Consider the following 16,382-nt stretch of genomic DNA (forward strand, 5'->3'; position numbering starts at 1 on the left):
GGCCACCGGGGCGGGCCCGGGATCGACCCCGGGCCCACCCCGTCACTCACGCCGCCGGGCGGTAACCGGCCGGCCGGCTGGTGAACGTGCCCCGGCCGTGCGTGCGGCTGCGCAACCGGGTCGCGTAGCCGAACAGCTCGGCCAGCGGCACCGTGGCGGTCACCGTGCGCACCGACGAGTCGGTCACCTGGGCACGGCGTGCGGCCAGGTCACCGAGCACCGCGCCGATCGTCTCGGCCGGCGCGCTGACCGTCACCTCGGCCACCGGTTCGAGCAGCGTGAGCGTGCAGGCCTGGAGCGCCTGGCGCAGCCCGAACCGGCCCGCCGCCCGGAACGCCGTCTCCGACGAGTCCTTCACGTGTGTCTGCCCGTCGGTCAGCGTCACCCGCAGCCCCACCACCGGATGTTCACCGTCGCCGAGGGCTTCCCGGCAGCCGGCCTCGACCGCGCGGGCGAACTCGGCCGGCACCCGGCCACCGGTCACCGTCGAGGTGAACGTGAAGCCGGTGCCGTCGGCCGGTGTGACGTCCAGGACGACGTGCGCGAACTGGCCCGCGCCGCCGTCCTGCTTGACGTGCCGGTAGACCACGCCGGTGACACCGCCGGTCACCGCCTGCCGGTAGGCGACCTGCGGACGGCCGGTGGTCAGCGTCAGGCCGGTCGCCTGCCGCAGTTTCTCCACGGCCACCTCCAGATGCAGTTCACCCAGGCCGGACAGCAGGGTCTGACCGGTTTCGGCGTCCGTGCGTACCGTCAGGGAAGGGTCCTCCGCGGCCAGCGCCGCGAGAGCGCCCGGCAGACGTTGCGCCTCGGATCGCGTGCGTGCCTCCACTGCGACCGAGACCAGCGGCTCGGTCACCCGCGGCGCCTCCAGCACCACCGGGTTCGCCCTGGTGGAGAGGGTGGCGCCGGTGCGGGCGGCCTTCAACCCGGTGACGGCGACGATGTCGCCGGCGACCGCTCGGTCGATGTCGGTGTGCCGGTCGGCCTGGACCCGGAGGATGCGGGAGATCCTTTCGGTACGGCCGTCGCGCGCGTCCCACAGGACATCCCCCTTCGTGATCGTGCCGTCGTAGACGCGCAGGTAGGAGAGCCGGTCGCGTTTCTTGAACACGAGCGCGACCGGGTCCTTCATCTCGTCGCCGGAGGGTGCGGGCAGGTAGTCGACGATGGCGTCGAGCAACTGTTCGACACCGATGCTCCGGTGCGCGGAGCCACACAGCACGGCGACTGCCTGTCCGTTTCCGACCAGGTCGGTTATCGCTTTCCGGAGTGTCGAGTCGGACATGTCGCCCAGCTCCTCCAGCGCACCGGGGTGCAACTCGGCGACGGCCTCCTCCAGCGCCCTCCGGGCCTCGGCGACGGACGGCGGCGGCTGGTCGACCAGGTCGATCACGCCGGTGAGGTCGCCCTCCCGGCCGATCGGGACCTGCACCACCAGCGGAACCACCTCGAGCCGGTCCCGGATCGAGGCGACCGCGGCGTCCAGGTCCGCCCCGGCCCGGTCGAGCTTGTTCACGAACGCGATGCGGGGCACGCCGTACCGGTCGGCGGTCCGCCACACCGTCTCGGACTGCGGCTCGACACCGGCGACACCGTCGAAGACGGCGACCGCCCCGTCCAGGACGCGCAGCGACCGCTCCACCTCGTCGGAGAAGTCGACGTGGCCCGGTGTGTCGATCAGGTTGATCCTCGTGCCGGCCCAGTCACAGGTCACGGCCGCGGCGAAGATGGTGATGCCACGGTCGCGTTCCTGCGGGTCGAAGTCGGTGACGGTGTTGCCGTCGTCGACCCGGCCGGTCCGGTGGGTCATACCGGTGGCGAAGAGGATCCGTTCGGTGAGGGTGGTCTTGCCGGCGTCGACGTGCGCGAGGATGCCGATGTTTCGGACATGCATGATCGTGGGTTCTCTCGAGTCTGATCGGAAGGCGGACCGCGCCCTTTACAGGCAGAGACCAGCCCCGGTGGCGCAGCCGGAGCCGGCCACACCAGACACGAGGATCAGCTCGAAACGCGACACGGGGATGACGACGGCGGTGCGGTAGCGCATGGCCGTGTCTCCTCTCCGGTCGCGGTGATGGCGCAACGGTACGAGAGACCGGCAGGGGCGTCGACCGATTAATGTGACGGTCATGCCGATCGACATCGATCTCCGCGGCCGGTGACCGTCGCCGTCGTCCTGCTGATCATGGCGGCGGTCCGCGTCTGGAACCACCACGGGCCGTCCCGCTCCCAGCCGTTCGCCGGGCCGCTCGCGGCGATCCTGCTGGTCGTGGTCTCCGGGGTCACCCTCTCCTGGTGCGGCTGGGAGTACGCGGTGGCCGCCGCACTCGCGATGGCCGCGGTCTACGGGATCCTGCTGCTCATCCCGGCCGGGCGCGAGGCCCTGGCGGCCCGTTCCTACGATCACCCGGTTCGCCGGGCCCTGATCGGGGTGCCCCTCTCGACGGTGATCTTCGAGGAGGTGGCCTTCCGCGGGGTGCTGTGGGGACTGATCGCCGACGAGCACGGGGTGGGCTGGGCGACCGTGATCACCGCTGTGCTCTTCGGGCTCTGGCATCTTCCGGACAGAGGAGAAGTGGCGTTCACCACCCTGGCGGGGGTTCTTCTCAGCTTTCTCCGGGCCGCCTCGGGTGGTGTCCTGGCGCCGTTCGTCCTCCACTGGACCGCCAATGGCCTGGGAATACTCGCCTCGGCATGGGTGCGTAGATCGGCTCCGGAAGAATCCGGCGACCCCGATAAATCCTGAGAACCGTGTCGTACCCCGTCACTAAGCTCCGGAATGCCGTCCTACCTGTGGAGATGTTGTGAGCAGTCAGACCTCGGCGCCGGCGAAACTGGACGGCGCCGTTCTCAAGGTCGCCGGGGTTGTGGTCCTCGGCGCCATCATGTCGATCCTCGACGTCACCGTGGTCAGCGTCGCGCTGCCGACCTTCATGGAAGAGTTCGACGCGACGTATGCGGATGTCGCCTGGACCATGACCGGTTACACCCTCGCCCTCGCCACGGTCATCCCGCTGACCGGCTGGGCCGCCGACCGATTCGGCACCAAGCGGCTCTACATGACCGCGCTGCTGCTGTTCACCCTCGGCTCGGTGCTCTGCGCCACCGCCGACAACATCGGGCAGCTCGTCGCCTACCGGGTCCTGCAGGGCCTCGGCGGTGGCATGCTGATGCCGCTCGGCATGACGATCATGACGAAGGCGGCCGGCCCTGAGCGCATCGGCCGGCTCATGGCGGTCCTCGGCATCCCGATGCTGCTCGGCCCGATCAGCGGCCCCATCCTCGGTGGCTGGCTCATCGACTCGTACAGCTGGCACTGGATCTTCCTGATCAACCTGCCGATCGGTGTCGGCGCGCTGATCTACGCCCAGATCGTCCTGCCGAAGGACACCCCCGAGCCGTCCGAGTCGTTCGACTTCATCGGCATGCTGATGCTGTCGCCCGGTCTCGCCCTCTTCCTCTACGGCGTCTCCACGCTGCCCGAGGAGCAGACCATCTCCGCCACCAAGGTGTGGGTGCCGATGCTCGCCGGCGCCCTGCTGGTGATCGGGTTCATCTTCTACTCGTTCAAGCCGAAGCACCCGCTGCTCGACCTGCGGCTGCTGCGCAACCGCAACCTGACCGTCGCGTCGATCACCCTCGCGGTGTTCACCGTCGCGTTCATGGGTGCCGGTCTGCTCTTCCCGAGCTACTTCCTGCAGATCCACGGCGAGTCGACGCTGCACGCCGGCCTGCTGATGGCCCCGCAGGGCATCGGCGCCATGGTCACCATGCCGATCGCCGGCATGCTCGCCGACAAGATCCCGGTCGGCCGGACCGTCCCGTTCGCGCTGCTCCTGATCGCGGCCGGCTTCTTCGCGTTCACCCAGGTCGGGACCGACACGTCGTATGTACTGCTGTGCGGCTCGCTGTTCGTGATGGGTCTCGGCATGGGCGGCACGATGATGCCGATCATGACGTCGGCGCTGCGCACGCTGACCAACCACGAGGTGGCCCGCGGGTCGACGCTGCTCAACATCCTGCAGCAGATCGCCGGTTCGGTCGGTGGCGCGGTCATGTCGGTGATCCTGACCTCGGAGCTGAACGACTCGACCCCGGTCACCTTCCCCGACCCGGCGACCGGTCAGCCGGTCGCCACCACCGAGGCGCAGCTGGCCATCGGCGCCCAGATGAACCCGGAGATGGCGGCCGCCTTCCCCGACAAGAGCCTGCTGGAGCGGGGTCTGGAGTTCGCGGCCGACTCGTTCGCGACGACGTTCACCGTCGCCTTCGTCCTGACGCTGCTGACCCTGATCCCGGCGCTGTTCCTGCCGCGCAAGCGCGAGGAGTCGCACCTGCTCGACGAGGAGAAGGGCGCCACCCCGGTCATCCTGCACTGATCGGTGTCATCCACGAGGCCGTCCGGTCGTCCACCGGGCGGCCTCGTGCCGTATCGGTACGGTGACGGGCATGGATCTTCTCGGTTCCGGGCGTGAGGCGGACGTCTATGCGATCGACGCGGACCGGGTGCTGCGGCGCTATCGGCGCGGCGACGACGCCACCGGGGAGGCCGAGCTGATGGCCTACCTGGCCGGGCACGGCTATCCGGTGCCGCGGGTCCACTCGGCGGACGGTGCGGACATGATCCTCGACCGGATCGACGGGCGCACCATGACCGAGGCGTTCGCCGCCGGGGAGCTCGACGTCGACACCGGCGCCGCGATCCTGGTCGACCTCCACGAACACCTGCACCGGCTGCCGTCCCGCTCCGGCCGGGACCGGATCCTGCACCGCGACCTGCACCCGGAGAACGTCATGCTGACCGACGGCGGGCCTGTCGTGATCGACTGGCACAACGCGGCCGAGGGCCGGCCCGAGGTCGACGTGTGTCTCACCGCGATCATCATGGCCCAGGTCGCGGCTGAGCCCGGTCACCCGCACGCGGCGGCGGCCGGCGCGTTCCTCGGCGCGTTCCTCGGCGCCTTCCTGAGCGGGGCCGGCGACTCGCTGAGCAGGGCCGGCGGCCCTCTGAGCAAGGCCGGCGGTCGACCGCTCGCCGGCCTCGACGAGGCGCTGGACATCCGGCGGGCCGATCCGGCGCTCACCGCCGCCGAAGCCGCCGGCCTCGCCGCCACCGTCACCCCGCTGATCTACGGCGCGCTGCGTTCGTGAGCCGTCGCTCAGCCACCGTCCGGCAGGCGGACGAGCAGCGTGAGCGACGGCTCACGGTCCTGCACCGTCAGGACCGCCCCCCGTTTGAGCGGCCCTGACGGCGGGTCAGCCGAGCGTCACCACCCGCGCCCAGGCGGGCGGCAGGTCGAGCTCGTAGTCCGGATCGTTCTCGTCGACGTCCCGCGGCCGGGGGAACAGGCCGATCACGGTGCGGCACGGCGGGCTGCGCCGCGGCCACGGGGTCTGCCCATCGGTCAGGACCACGATCACGTCCGGGGCCGGCCGGGCGGACAGCGCCTTCACGAAACCCTCGCGCATGTCGGTGCCGCCGCCACCGAGCAGCGGAATCCCCTCGGACTCGCAGATCCCCGCGGTCACGTGCGCGGCCGCGTCACAGGAGACGACCCGCACCAGGTCACGACGGCCACCGACGGCCCGGGTGATCCCGGCGACCTCGAGCAGCGCGGTGCCGAGTTCGGTGTCACTGACCGAACCGGACGTGTCGATCACGACGCTGACCTGGGGCGGACGGCGGCGCAGACTCGGCAGGATCACCCCGGGCAGGCTCGACGACCGGCGGGACGGGCGGTGGTGGACGTAGTCCTCACCGACCCCCGGCGCGGACACCGCCGACCGGACCGCGTTGCCGAGCAACCGCCGCCACGGCTGCGGCGGGTGCATCACCTTCTCCGCCCAGCGCTGCCACCCACCCGGGGCGTCACCACGGCCGATCAGACCCTGCGCCACCCGGTAGCGGACCAGCGCCCGTTCCTGCGCGTCCAGGCCGTGCGCGCCGTCCGGGCCCAGCTCCCACCGCCGGTCCGACCCGTCGGCGCCGCCGCCGCAGTCCAGCCACGCCAGCTGCCGGAAGTACGGGCCGATCGCGATCATCGGCAGGTACTCCTCCATGAGCTTGCCGGGTTCCAGTTCCAGCAGCTCGGGGCCGATCGCATCGGCGGGGCGGGGGAGGCCGTCCCCGTACACGTCGTCGTTGATCTCGAAGTCGGCGGCGATGTTCATCCGCAGCCGGTCGCCGGGGCCGGTCAGATCCTTGTCGGCGGCCAGGCGCTCACCCCGGCCGTGGTGGTCGCGCAGCAGGTGGGACACCTCGTGCACCCAGACCCCGGCGAGTTCGTCGACCGGGGTGGCGGCCACGAAAGCGGGAGAGACGTAGCAGCGCCAGTACCGGTCGACAGCCATCGTCGGGACCGTCCACGACAGGACCGGTTTCAGCGCGTACAACGCCGTGGCCAGGTACGGTCGTGCCTCTGCGGCGAACAGCCGGGCGGCGTACAACCTCTCCGTCTCCTCCCGGGTGAAGACCGTCCGCGTCGTCATCGGGCCGCCGCGACGCGTTTGCGCAGCGTCATCACCGGGGCCAGGCGTTCCATCTCGGCCGGGACCGGCCAGGCGTCGCGCCGCAGCGAGGCCAGTGTCGACGCCGGTACCACCACCAGGTCCGGCGCGCCGGTCTCCAGCGCCCGCACCAGGACCGCCCAGGCGGCGTCCCAGCGGGACCGTTCCGGCCGTTTGCGGACCGCCTCGACCACGCCGTCGAGGGTCGCCTGCCGCAGGTCGCCGCGGTCCGGCAGGTCGGCGGCGGCCGGATCGGCGAGCAGCGTCTCCGGGTCGGGCAGGTCGAGCCGGTCGACGAACGCCAGCAACTCCAGCCCCGGGCCGTCGCCGACCGTCCCGCGGACCAGCATCGACAGCACCTCCCGGGACACACCGGCCGCCGTGGCGAACGCGACCAGCCGCAACGCCATGTCCCAGCTGCGCGGCGACGGCCACGGCCCACCGCGGCGGGCCTCACTGTCCGGCAGACGGTGCACCAGGGTGGGCCGCGCCTCCAGGAACCCGCACACCGCCCGCCGGGCCCGGGCCACCGCCGACACCAGCAGATCCGGGTCCAGCCGGGGCAGTACCGCCCGCGGCCACGTCCCACCCAGGCCACGGACGACGACGTCGTGCTCGTACGTCCATTGCAGGTGCACGAACCGGTTGGCCAGAGGCGGGCTCAGCTCCCATCCGTCGGCGGCCGACGAACGCGGGTTCGCGGCAGCCACGATCCGCACCCCCGGCGGCAGGCGCAGCGCACCGACCCGGCGTTCCAGCACCACCCGCAGCAGGGCGGCCTGCACCGCGGGCGGGGCCGTCGACAGTTCGTCCAGGAACAGCAGGCCCTCACCGGCACGAACCAGCTGAACCGCCCAGTCCGGCGGCGCCATCGGCACCCCCTGCGTCGCCGGATCGTCGCCGACGACCGGCAGCCCGGCGAAGTCCGACGGCTCGTGAACGCTCGCGATCACCGTGGTCAGCGGCAGTCCCAGACCGTCGGCGAGCTGGTTGAGGGTGGCGGTCTTGCCGATGCCGGGCTCACCCCAGAGCAGCACCGGCAGGTCCGCGGCGACGGCGAGAGTGAGGGCTTCCAGCTGGTTGTCCGGCCGCGACTCGGTGCCGGTCGCGGTGAGCAGGGCGATCAGGTCGTCGGCGACGGGAAGATTCCGGTCGGAGAGCATCACATCAACCACCTTCAAAGATTCGGGGGTACGGGCGGACGCGCGCTCGGGCAGCGGCGCGTTTTCGGTGTCGTCCCGCTCGGCGCGGGAACGCCCGACGGGTCGGCCCGGCACCAACCGCGTCGGTGGGTCGGTCCGGGACCGGCTGTGTCGGTGGGTCGGTCCGGGACCGGCTGTGTCGGTGGGTCGGTCCGGGACCGGCTGTGTCGGTGGGTCGGTCCGGGACCGGCTGTGTCGGTGGGTCGGGGTCGGTTGCCGGCCGCGTCGGCGGGTCGGCTTCATGTGTTCGCCGTGTGGGCGGTCCGGCTTCGTGTGCTCGCCGCGTCGGCGGGCCGGCTTCATCTGCTCGCCGCATCGGCGGTCCGGCTTCATCTGCTCGCCGCATCGGCGGGTCAGTGGATGACGGCTGCCCTCTTCGGGAGCCGGTGATGGCGGCCGCGCCGGCCGGCGCGCTCCTTGCGGGGCAGGATCGGGGTGGTCGTGCCGCCCAGGGCCAGCCCGGCCCGGTAGAGACCGTGACCGACCCGGCCCTCCTGGGCGTCCGCGAAGGCGTCGCGTAGTTCGCCCTCCGGCTCGATGTCCGGGCCGAGGAGGTCGGTGACCAGCGCGGTCGCACCCGCCAGATCGCCGTGGTCCAGGCGGGTGCGCACCTCGTCCAGACAGTCCGGATGCCGGGTGGCGGCGTCGATCGCCCGCAGGCAGGGGAGCGGCGGCCCACCGAGGACCGCGAGCATCTCCTCCCGGCGCAGCTCGGCGTCGTCGTGGTCGAGCGGCGTGAGCCGACCGTCCACCAGTGCCAGCCGATGGATCTCCCCGCAGCACGCGACCGTCCGAACCTCGTCCTGCCCGCCCCCACCAGCGCGGTCCGGCCCGCCCCCACCAGCGCGGTCCTGCCCGCCCCCACCAGCGCGGTCCTGCCCGCCCCCACCAGCGCGGTCCGGCCCGACCTCGCGGCGGTCCGGCCCGACCTCGCGGTCTCCCGCGTCCCCGAGCTCGCCTTCGCAGTCTCCCTGGGGCGTGAGCTCGCCTTCGTGTTCTTCCTGGGGCGTGAGCTCGCCTTCGTGGTCTTCCTGGGGCGTGAACCCGCCTTCGTGGTCTCCCCGCGCCGTGAACCCGCCTTCGCGGTCTTCCTGGGGTGTGAACTTTCCTTCCCGGTCTTCCTGGGGCGTGAGCCCGCCAACGCGGTCTCGTGTGGCGGCGGCCCTCAGGTCCGGTGCGGGTGTGACGGCGCCGGCCACGATGGAGCCGGCGGGTACCCGGGAACCGGCGAGGCCGGCGGCCGGTGACGGCGTCAGGGCTTCCGCGACCAGCGGATGCAGCAGCGATCCGGTGATCATCCCGGCGTGCAGGAGCTCCAGGTCGGGCAGGATCCACGTGGCCGCGAAGGGAAGAACCGCACCCCCGCCCCGCATGCCGGCGCCGTGATCCCCGGACAGGAGCAGCCGCCGCCCGTTCCCGAGCCGCACCGCGACCGCCCCGTCGTAGCCATCCGCCAGCCGCAGGATCTCCGCCTCCGCCTCCCACCGGTGCACGGCATACCCGCATCCCGCCGGCACATCACCCATCCAGGATGGACGGGCGAGGGGTCGCCGGCCGCGATGAAGTCCGGGCTCGGTGGAGGGTTCGGCGGCGGGTTGCCGGTCGCGAGCAAGTCCTGGCTCGGTGGAGGGTTCGGCGAGGGGTCGCCGGCCGCGATGAAGGCCCGGCTCGGGGGAGGGCCCGGCGGCGGGTTGCCGGCCGCGAGCAAGTCCCGGCTCGGGGGCGGGATCGGCGAGGGATGGGTCGCCGCAGCGTTCTCGCAGTTCATGGGCTCGATCGGCGGCCCACAAATGTGGATGGAGGTCGAGCCGGAACCGCCGGTCCGGCCGTGGCCGGGGATGCGGCCCGGTGTCCGGCACGTCCGGATCCCACAGCGCCAGGCTGATCCGCTGCCCGGCGTCCGCCCAGCTCGGCGCGGTCCGTGCGACGAGATGGACCGGCCCGGGATACCGGACCAGTGACATGGTCAGCCCGGGCCGCAACAGTCCGTCCGAGACGGTTCGCGGTAGGTGCCATCGCAGCAGGTCAGGGGCGAGACGCCGCAGGTCGGACCGAACCCGCGCGGTGAACTCCCGACCGTATCGGGACGTCACAGTACGCAGGTCTAGATCCACATCGACGTGCGCGGCGGCACATGCTCCGACCCAGTCGCCGACGTCACGGCGAGCGGTGGCGACAACGATCATCGAGGCCGGCACGGCGAACTCCCGCACGCGCCGCCAACTGAGAAGACGGGCCCGCCCGTCCGCGATCAAGGAGCGCATCAGCACTCACCTTGCGCGGACGAGACCCCCGTTCCACAACCGAAGGTATTCATTGCCGGGCAGACTACATCTTCAACCCAACCCCGCCAACCCGACTTCTCTGGTACGGCCACTCCTCCCCAACCACACCCACACCGTCCCGCCCGTCCCCCGCAACGGGGGCACCCCCTCAAGACCGAACCGCGCCCGCCGGGCCGAATACGCCCCTCACCGCCAGACCACCACCCGTAACCCACCCACCACCTGTCGCTCACCCGCCTGCTCACCCTGCCTGTTCACCTGCCTGTTCACCTGCCCGCTCGGCTGCCGCGCGCCCGCCGCGCGCCCGCCGTGTGCCCCGGTGGACCTGCTGGGTGTGATCATCGCCCTCCGGTGGGCGGGTGCCGTATCCAGGATCCCGTCGGGTGTGATCACCGCCCTGGTGAGCGGCAGCCGCGCCCGAGGCACCGTCGGGTGTGGTCGCCGCCCCCCATCCGGGCGGTGACCGCGCCCAGAGGCTGTCCGGGTGGAGTTGTCGTGCCGGCCGGGGCGCCGGGCGCGCCCGTGTACCTCGCTGGGTGTGATCATCGCCCTCCGGCGGGCGGGTGCCGTATCCAGGATCCCGTCGGGTGCGATCACCGCCCTGGTGAGCGGCAGCCGCGCCCGAGGCACCGTCGGGTGTGGTCACCGCCCCCAACCGGGCGGTGACCGCACCCAGAGGCTGTCCGGGCGGAGTTGTTGTTCCAGCCGGGGCGCCGGGCGCGCCCGTGTACCTCGCTGGGTGTGATCGTCGCCCCCCGGCTGGGCGGTGACCGCGCCCAGGGGCTGTCCGGGTGGAGTTGTCGTGTCGGCCGGGGCGCCGGGCGCGCCTGTGCATCTCGCTGGGTGTGTTCGCCGCCCTGGGTGGGCGGTGGTCGTGCCCGGAGGTTTGTTGGGTGCGGTTACTGCTCTGGGGTGGGCGGTGTTCGGGCCCGGAGGGTGTGCTGGGTGTGTTCGCAGTCCTGGGTGGGCGGTGGTCGTGCCCGGAGGTTTGTTGGGTGCGGTTACTGCTCTGGGGTGGGCGGCGTTCGCGCCCGGAGGGTGTGCTGGGTGTGTTCGGCGCCCTGGTCGGGAGGGGCGGACCCGCCGTGGGGATGGGCGGGACGGGGTGGTGTGGTTGGGGTGCGGCGGGCGGCGTACCAAATGGGCGAAATGCCGTGGAGCCGTGGACCGTGAGCGTGTCACCCGGGGGAGGGAATGGGTGGTCCTTTTCGGTCGAGTGAGGTTCTCTCGCTTTTGGATGCGATCATGAATGATGTGGATAACGGTTCGGCCGCGGACGGGGAACCGTTATCACTTTCAGGTGATCGGAATGGCGAAAATCGATCAGAACGCTGTACGTTTGGTCCAGAAATAGTGGGACATCGCCTGGGTTTCCCACGGGTAACTGATCGATGTCCTGGTCATTTCGTCTCCCTGATTCGTTGATCCGGCATACCTGCATCGTTCGATCGGCTATGGGCAGGTGCGCAGCGTGCTCCGGCCGGTTACGTTAAGTGTGTGCCCAGTGGTGATCTCCATTGGCACGAAATGCCTGTGAACTGGGAGGACGACCGTTTTCCCGGATCAATGGAAGATCTGTCGACCCGAGGTCCACTGAATGGACACGGGGCGCTAGAAAGGTATGTGCATCCAGCGTTCCTGACAGGTCGACAACCGGCCGGCGCCGGGCGTCCATCGACGAGGGTGGTGTGATGATCCGGGTCGTTGTGGTGAGAGATGAGGGATATTTCGGTGTCCCGGTGCGAGCGTTCCTCGAGACCGAACCGGACATGCATTACGTCGACACCCTGCCGTTGGGTGGTGATCTCGCGCAGCGGGCCGCGCAATTGTGGCCGGCCGTCGTCGTGATCGACACGCAGTACATGGTGAGCCAGGTCCTGCCGGTCGCCGACCAGCTGCACACCGCGATCCCGTCGTGCTCGATGCTGCTGCTCTGCGATCCGTCGAAACGGGGCATGCTGCCGCCCCGCCGGTGGAACGGCGGGCTGAACTTCCTGATCAAGGACACGTCACCGGCGATGCTGGCGGACACCGTGCGGCGGCTGGCCCGTGGCGAGCGGGTGGTGTCGCCGATGCTGCAGGCCGCCTCGCTCAACACCGACCGGGGCCTGAGCACGCGTGAGCTGGAGGTGCTCGGCCTGGCCGCCGAGGGCGAGTCGGTGAAAGAGATCGCCGGTCGTCTCTATCTGTCCGGCGGAACGGTGCGGAATTACCTTTCCGCGATCATTTCCAAGACCGGCGCGCGCAATAGGCTCGACGCGATCCGTATCGCCCGGAAGGAGGGATGGCTCCGTTGACGGTCACGTACCGCAGGTAGCGTGGGAACGGATGCCAACCCACCAATACGACATCCCGGCGCTGCCCGTTCTGCTGCCCCTGGGTCTCGCCCTGATGCTCGCCGTCGTGCTGTTCCTGCGCCTGCGGGGGCTGCTGACCCCGGCGCGGGTGGCGCTCGGCTGGTTCGCCGGGTGGTATGCGGTGGCGGTGCTCGGTGCCACGCTGCTGCCGATGCATCTGGCGTGGGGCGGCGACTACGACCCCGACCAGTACCGGTTCATCTTCATCCCGCTGCTGGAGATGCGGCCGCTCGACTTCGTGCTCAACACGATCATGACGCTCCCGCTGGCCGGTCTGCTGTTCCTGCTGTTCGGGATCCGCGAGGAGCGCCGGCTGGTGCGGATCGGGTTCCTGGTCAGCCTGGCGATCGAGACGACCCAGCTGGTGATGCTCTTCACTCTGGACGGCAACCGGTGGGCCGACGTGAACGACCTGACGTCGAACACGCTCGGCACCTGGCTGGGCTATCTGGCGTTCCGCCGGCTCATGCGTTTCGAACACTTCCGCCGGGCAGTGGGAAGCTGTGCTTTCGCCCGAAACGCCCGAAACGCCCGAAGCGACCAAGAAGGCCGGAACGGCCGAGACGGCCGCGAGACCCCGGCAGCGACCCGATGAACCGCCGGGCCGGGCGCGTCGACACCTGCTCGTAGAGCTCCCCGACCGCGTCCGCCAGGTGGCCGGCCTCGTACCGTACCCCCGCCGATCTTGCCGGAAGCCTGGCGCCGTGCCGCTCGGCCAGGCACAGCACCTCGGCACGCAGGGCTCGGGGCAGCGACTCGCGATCCTGGGAGAGCCGGTGGGTGCCGGGGATCGGGGCCCGGGCGGCGGCCCGCTCCTCCAGTGGCACGCACGAGCCGTAGACGGCCGGCAGCCCGGCGGCCACCGCCTCCAGGGTGGCCAGGCCGAACGTCGACTGATCGGGGGAGGCGAAGACGTCGATGGCGCAGAGCGTCTCGCGCGGGTGGGTGACCGCGCCGGCGAACCGGACCCGGCCGGCGACGCCCTCGATCTCGGCGAGCCGTTCCAGGTCGGCACGGGCCGGTCCGTCGCCGGCCAGCAGCAGCATCGCGTCCGGCACCTCGGCGACGGCCCTGATCAGCAGGTCGAGCCGCTTGTCCGGGGCGAGCCGGCCGACGCTGCCGATGACCGGCCGGTCCGGGGCGATGCCGAGCCGGGCGCGGGAGGCGGCCCGCAGGATCGGGTCGAAGCGGAACTCGGCCGGGTCGATGGCCGCCGGGATCGCGGCGATCCGGCTCTCCGGGACGCCCCGGTCGCGCAGCCGTCCGGCGATCGCCGGGGACGGGGCGATGGTGACCTGGCCGAGGCGCTCGCTCACCCGGTAGAGGGCGGAGGACGGATCGTCCAGGTGGTGCGCGGTGGCCACCACGTGCGGCACACCGGCCAGCCGGGCGGCGATCCGGCCCTGTACGCAGGCCCGGTGCATGTGGGTGTGCACGAGGTCGTAACGGCCGTCGCGCATGAGCCGCCGCAGTCTCCGGACGGCCGTCGGGTCGTGGTCGCGGCCGCTCGGTATCCGGTGCACCGGCACGGTGGGAGAATCGGCGGCGCCGAGTGTGACGATCTCGCTGTCGTACGGCATCCGGCGCACCAGCAACCGCAATTGGCTCCCGGCTCCACCCGGTTCCAGCGTGCTGATGACGTGCAGCACCCTCATCCTTTGTCCCCCGGTCGCATTCTCGACAGAACGCTTGCGACATCCGCCTTGAAGACGCTGCCGGAAAGTGCGTCGCAACGGAAGTCGCAGATGTCACGCCTAAGGTGAGAGCTATTCACCGTCGATATGACATCATCCGCCGAATGGTCATGCCGGCCTGCCCGTACGTATCGCGGAAAAATGCCGATCAACGAAGGTGAGATTTACTCACGTAGCGTATGACAATTGCTACTGTAAACCGCCCCCCGTTGACTGCAACTCTAATTTTGCTAAAGGGAGTCGCGGCCGCATTTCACGTCCGGAAATGCATTTGTGCCGGCTCGCTTTTCCTTGTGTGCGCGAAGTTCGCGCAACGAAGGATCCGCGGCCGGCCGTGCCGGCATCGTACGAGGGGGAATCCATGCAGGTACGGCGACGAGCGTCCGGCGACACGAGCGCCGACGCGACTCCCGGCGACTGGCGTGGACCGGGCCCATACCCGGTTCCGTGGTACCGCCGAACCCTGCCCGGCCGCGCCGCCCGCGCGGCCGTCGACGCGGTGGCCCTGGCCGCCGCGCTGCTGATCGCGACGTTGCTGCGCCACGACGGCCACGTCGGTGAAGTCGACTTCGTCGGTCTCGTGGTGCTGGCCGCGGTCGCCGCGGTCGTGCACACCGCGGCCGGTATCCACTTCGGCCTCTACACCGGGCGCTGGGCGTACGGCTGCTTCGAGGAGATCGCCGCCCTGGTGCGGACCGCCGTCGTCACCATACCGGCGGTCTTCGTCCTGGACACCGTCCTCGGCCGTCTCGTGCCGCGGTCGGCGATCATCGCGGCCGGGCTGTTCACGCTGGTCCTGACGGCGGGCGTGCGCTACATGGTCCGCTCGCTGCAGGACAGCCGCCTGCGCCCGTCGCCGGAGCACGGCGGCCGGGTCGTGGTGATGGGCGCCGGTGAGGGCGCGACCCAGGTGATCCGGGCGATGCTGCGCAGCCCGCGCAGCCGGTACGTCCCGGTCGCGCTGCTCGACGACGACCCGGCCAAACGCAGCTTCCGGGTGATGGGCGTGCCGGTCTGCGGCACCCGGGACGACATGGCCGACGTGGTCCGCCGGTTCAAGGCCGACGCCGTGGTCATCGCGATCCCGAGTGCCAGCGCCGACCTGATCCGGTCGCTGACCGAGCTGGCCCAGCCGCTCAACGTGGACCTCAAGGTTGTCCCGCCGGTGGTGGAGCTGTTCGGCCGTACCGTCCGGGTCGAGGACATCCGCCCGGTCAGTCACGAGGACCTGCTCGGCCGCCGCGAGGTCGGTATCGACCTGGCCGCCGTCGCCGGCTACCTGCAGGGCCGCCGGGTGCTGGTCACCGGTGCGGGCGGCTCGATCGGCTCCGAGCTGTGCCGGCAGCTGGCCCGGTTCAACCCGGCGCGGCTGGTCATGCTCGACCGCGACGAGTCGGGGTTGCACGCCGTACAACTCTCGATCGATGGTCGTGGGCAGCTGGACGACCGCAACCTGGTCGTCGCCGACATCCGTGACCAGCAGCGTCTCGACGAGGTCTTCGCCGAGCACAAGCCGCACGTCGTCTTCCACGCCGCGGCCCTCAAGCACCTGCCGCTGCTGGAGATGCACCCGTCCGAGGCGCTCAAGACGAACATCATCGGCACGTACCAGATCCTGCAGACCGCGATGCGCCACAACGTGGACCGCCTCGTCAACATCTCCACCGACAAGGCCGCGGATCCGTGCAGTGTCCTCGGCTATTCCAAGCGCATCACCGAACGCCTGACCGCGGCCGCCGACGCCGCCGCGACCGGCACCTACTGCAGTGTGCGGTTCGGCAACGTGCTCGGCTCCCGCGGCTCGGTGCTGACCGCGTTCGCCGCCCAGGTCGAGGCGGGTGGCCCGATCACCGTCACCCATCCGGATGTGACCCGCTACTTCATGACCGTCCAGGAGGCGGTGCGGCTGGTCATCCAGGCCGGCGCGCTGGAGAGCAAGGGTGAGGTGCTGGTCCTCGACATGGGTGAGCCGGTTCGCATCGCCGACGTCGCCAAGCGCATCGCCGACGCCGCCGACCAGCACATCCAGATCGTCTACACCGGGCTGCGGCCGGCCGAGAAGCTCGCCGAGGTCCTGCTCGGGCCGAACGAGACCGACCACCGGCCCAACCATCCGCTCATCTCGCAGGCGCCCGTGCCGCCGCTGGACGGGGCGGTGCTCTCCCTGCTGGACCCGTCGTCGCCGCGGGAGGACCTGATCGCGGTCCTGCACTGGCTGTCGGAGAGCCCCGCCCTCCCCAAATCCCCGCACCCCGTCTTCGCCGGCAAACAGCGCCGTGCCGAGTCGGCCGCCGTCCCGCCCGGCCTGCGTTCATGAACCGCCGGCGCAAGGCC

11 protein-coding genes and 2 pseudogenes are annotated in these 16,382 nt (G+C 71.0%); 7 read left to right on the top strand and 6 right to left on the bottom strand.

Annotation, left to right across the window (positions count from 1 at the left end):
* Positions 1-46: 46 nt before the first annotated feature.
* A complete protein-coding gene (locus ACFO0C_RS30190; RefSeq protein ID WP_378070106.1) occupies positions 47-1,897 on the bottom strand; it encodes an elongation factor G in 1,851 nt (616 codons plus the stop codon).
* Positions 1,898-2,161: 264 nt separating this feature from the next.
* Here ACFO0C_RS30190 and ACFO0C_RS30195 point away from each other — a divergent pair, with 264 nt between their 5' ends.
* The 3 genes from ACFO0C_RS30195 (at position 2,162) to ACFO0C_RS30205 (ending at position 5,154) form a co-directional block, all read left to right on the top strand.
* The gene (locus tag ACFO0C_RS30195; protein ID WP_378070107.1) at positions 2,162-2,749 is read left to right on the top strand and encodes a CPBP family intramembrane glutamic endopeptidase; all 588 of its coding nucleotides are present in this window, start codon (positions 2,162-2,164) and stop codon (positions 2,747-2,749) included.
* Positions 2,750-2,807: 58 nt separating this feature from the next.
* On the top strand, positions 2,808-4,382 hold the full coding sequence (locus tag ACFO0C_RS30200) for a DHA2 family efflux MFS transporter permease subunit (protein ID WP_378070108.1): 1,575 nt from the start codon (positions 2,808-2,810) through the stop codon (positions 4,380-4,382).
* Between the two features lie 70 nt (positions 4,383-4,452).
* Positions 4,453-5,154: a phosphotransferase gene (locus ACFO0C_RS30205; protein WP_378070109.1), complete on the top strand. Its 702-nt coding sequence runs from the start codon at positions 4,453-4,455 to the stop codon at positions 5,152-5,154.
* A gap of 105 nt (positions 5,155-5,259) precedes the next feature.
* Here the strand turns inward: ACFO0C_RS30205 and ACFO0C_RS30210 are convergent, their stop codons facing one another.
* The 3 genes from ACFO0C_RS30210 to ACFO0C_RS30220 form a co-directional block, all read right to left on the bottom strand.
* Positions 5,260-6,492 carry a vWA domain-containing protein gene (locus ACFO0C_RS30210; protein ID WP_378070110.1) on the bottom strand — a complete coding sequence of 411 codons (1,233 nt, stop codon included), beginning with the start codon at positions 6,490-6,492 and terminating at the stop codon, positions 5,260-5,262.
* Positions 6,489-7,673, bottom strand: a complete 1,185-nt coding sequence (locus tag ACFO0C_RS30215; RefSeq protein WP_378070111.1) for an AAA family ATPase — start codon at positions 7,671-7,673, stop codon at positions 6,489-6,491. Before ACFO0C_RS30215 ends, ACFO0C_RS30210 begins: the two co-directional genes overlap by 4 nt.
* 392 nt (positions 7,674-8,065) lie before the next feature.
* A complete protein-coding gene (locus tag ACFO0C_RS30220) occupies positions 8,066-8,464 on the bottom strand; it encodes a hypothetical protein (RefSeq protein ID WP_378070502.1) in 399 nt (132 codons plus the stop codon).
* 12 nt (positions 8,465-8,476) lie between these two features.
* Here ACFO0C_RS30220 and ACFO0C_RS30225 point away from each other — a divergent pair, with 12 nt between their 5' ends.
* A complete protein-coding gene (locus ACFO0C_RS30225) occupies positions 8,477-8,959 on the top strand; it encodes a hypothetical protein (RefSeq protein ID WP_378070503.1) in 483 nt (160 codons plus the stop codon).
* A 483-nt stretch (positions 8,960-9,442) separates the two neighbouring features.
* Here the strand turns inward: ACFO0C_RS30225 and ACFO0C_RS30230 are convergent.
* Positions 9,443-9,976: pseudogene (locus ACFO0C_RS30230) on the bottom strand (hypothetical protein); the annotation flags it as partial.
* 1,712 nt (positions 9,977-11,688) lie between these two features.
* Between ACFO0C_RS30230 and ACFO0C_RS30235 the strand changes: the two are divergent.
* Positions 11,689-12,294, top strand: coding sequence for a response regulator transcription factor (locus tag ACFO0C_RS30235; protein WP_378070112.1), 606 nt, complete (start codon positions 11,689-11,691; stop codon positions 12,292-12,294).
* Between the two features lie 31 nt (positions 12,295-12,325).
* Positions 12,326-12,949, top strand: a complete 624-nt coding sequence (locus tag ACFO0C_RS30240; protein ID WP_378070113.1) for a VanZ family protein — start codon at positions 12,326-12,328, stop codon at positions 12,947-12,949.
* Positions 12,950-13,238: 289 nt separating this feature from the next.
* Here ACFO0C_RS30240 and ACFO0C_RS30245 read toward each other — a convergent pair.
* Positions 13,239-14,009 (bottom strand): annotated as a pseudogene (locus ACFO0C_RS30245) (glycosyltransferase); the annotation flags it as partial.
* A 400-nt stretch (positions 14,010-14,409) separates the two neighbouring features.
* On the opposite strand from ACFO0C_RS30245, the gene ACFO0C_RS30250 reads away from it, so the two are divergent.
* Positions 14,410-16,365, top strand: a complete 1,956-nt coding sequence (locus tag ACFO0C_RS30250; RefSeq protein ID WP_378070114.1) for an SDR family NAD(P)-dependent oxidoreductase — start codon at positions 14,410-14,412, stop codon at positions 16,363-16,365.
* Positions 16,366-16,382: the final 17 nt, after the last annotated feature.

It is taken from the genome of Actinoplanes subglobosus, from assembly GCF_042650585.1.
Classification (GTDB): Bacteria; Actinomycetota; Actinomycetes; order Mycobacteriales; family Micromonosporaceae; genus Actinoplanes; species Actinoplanes subglobosus.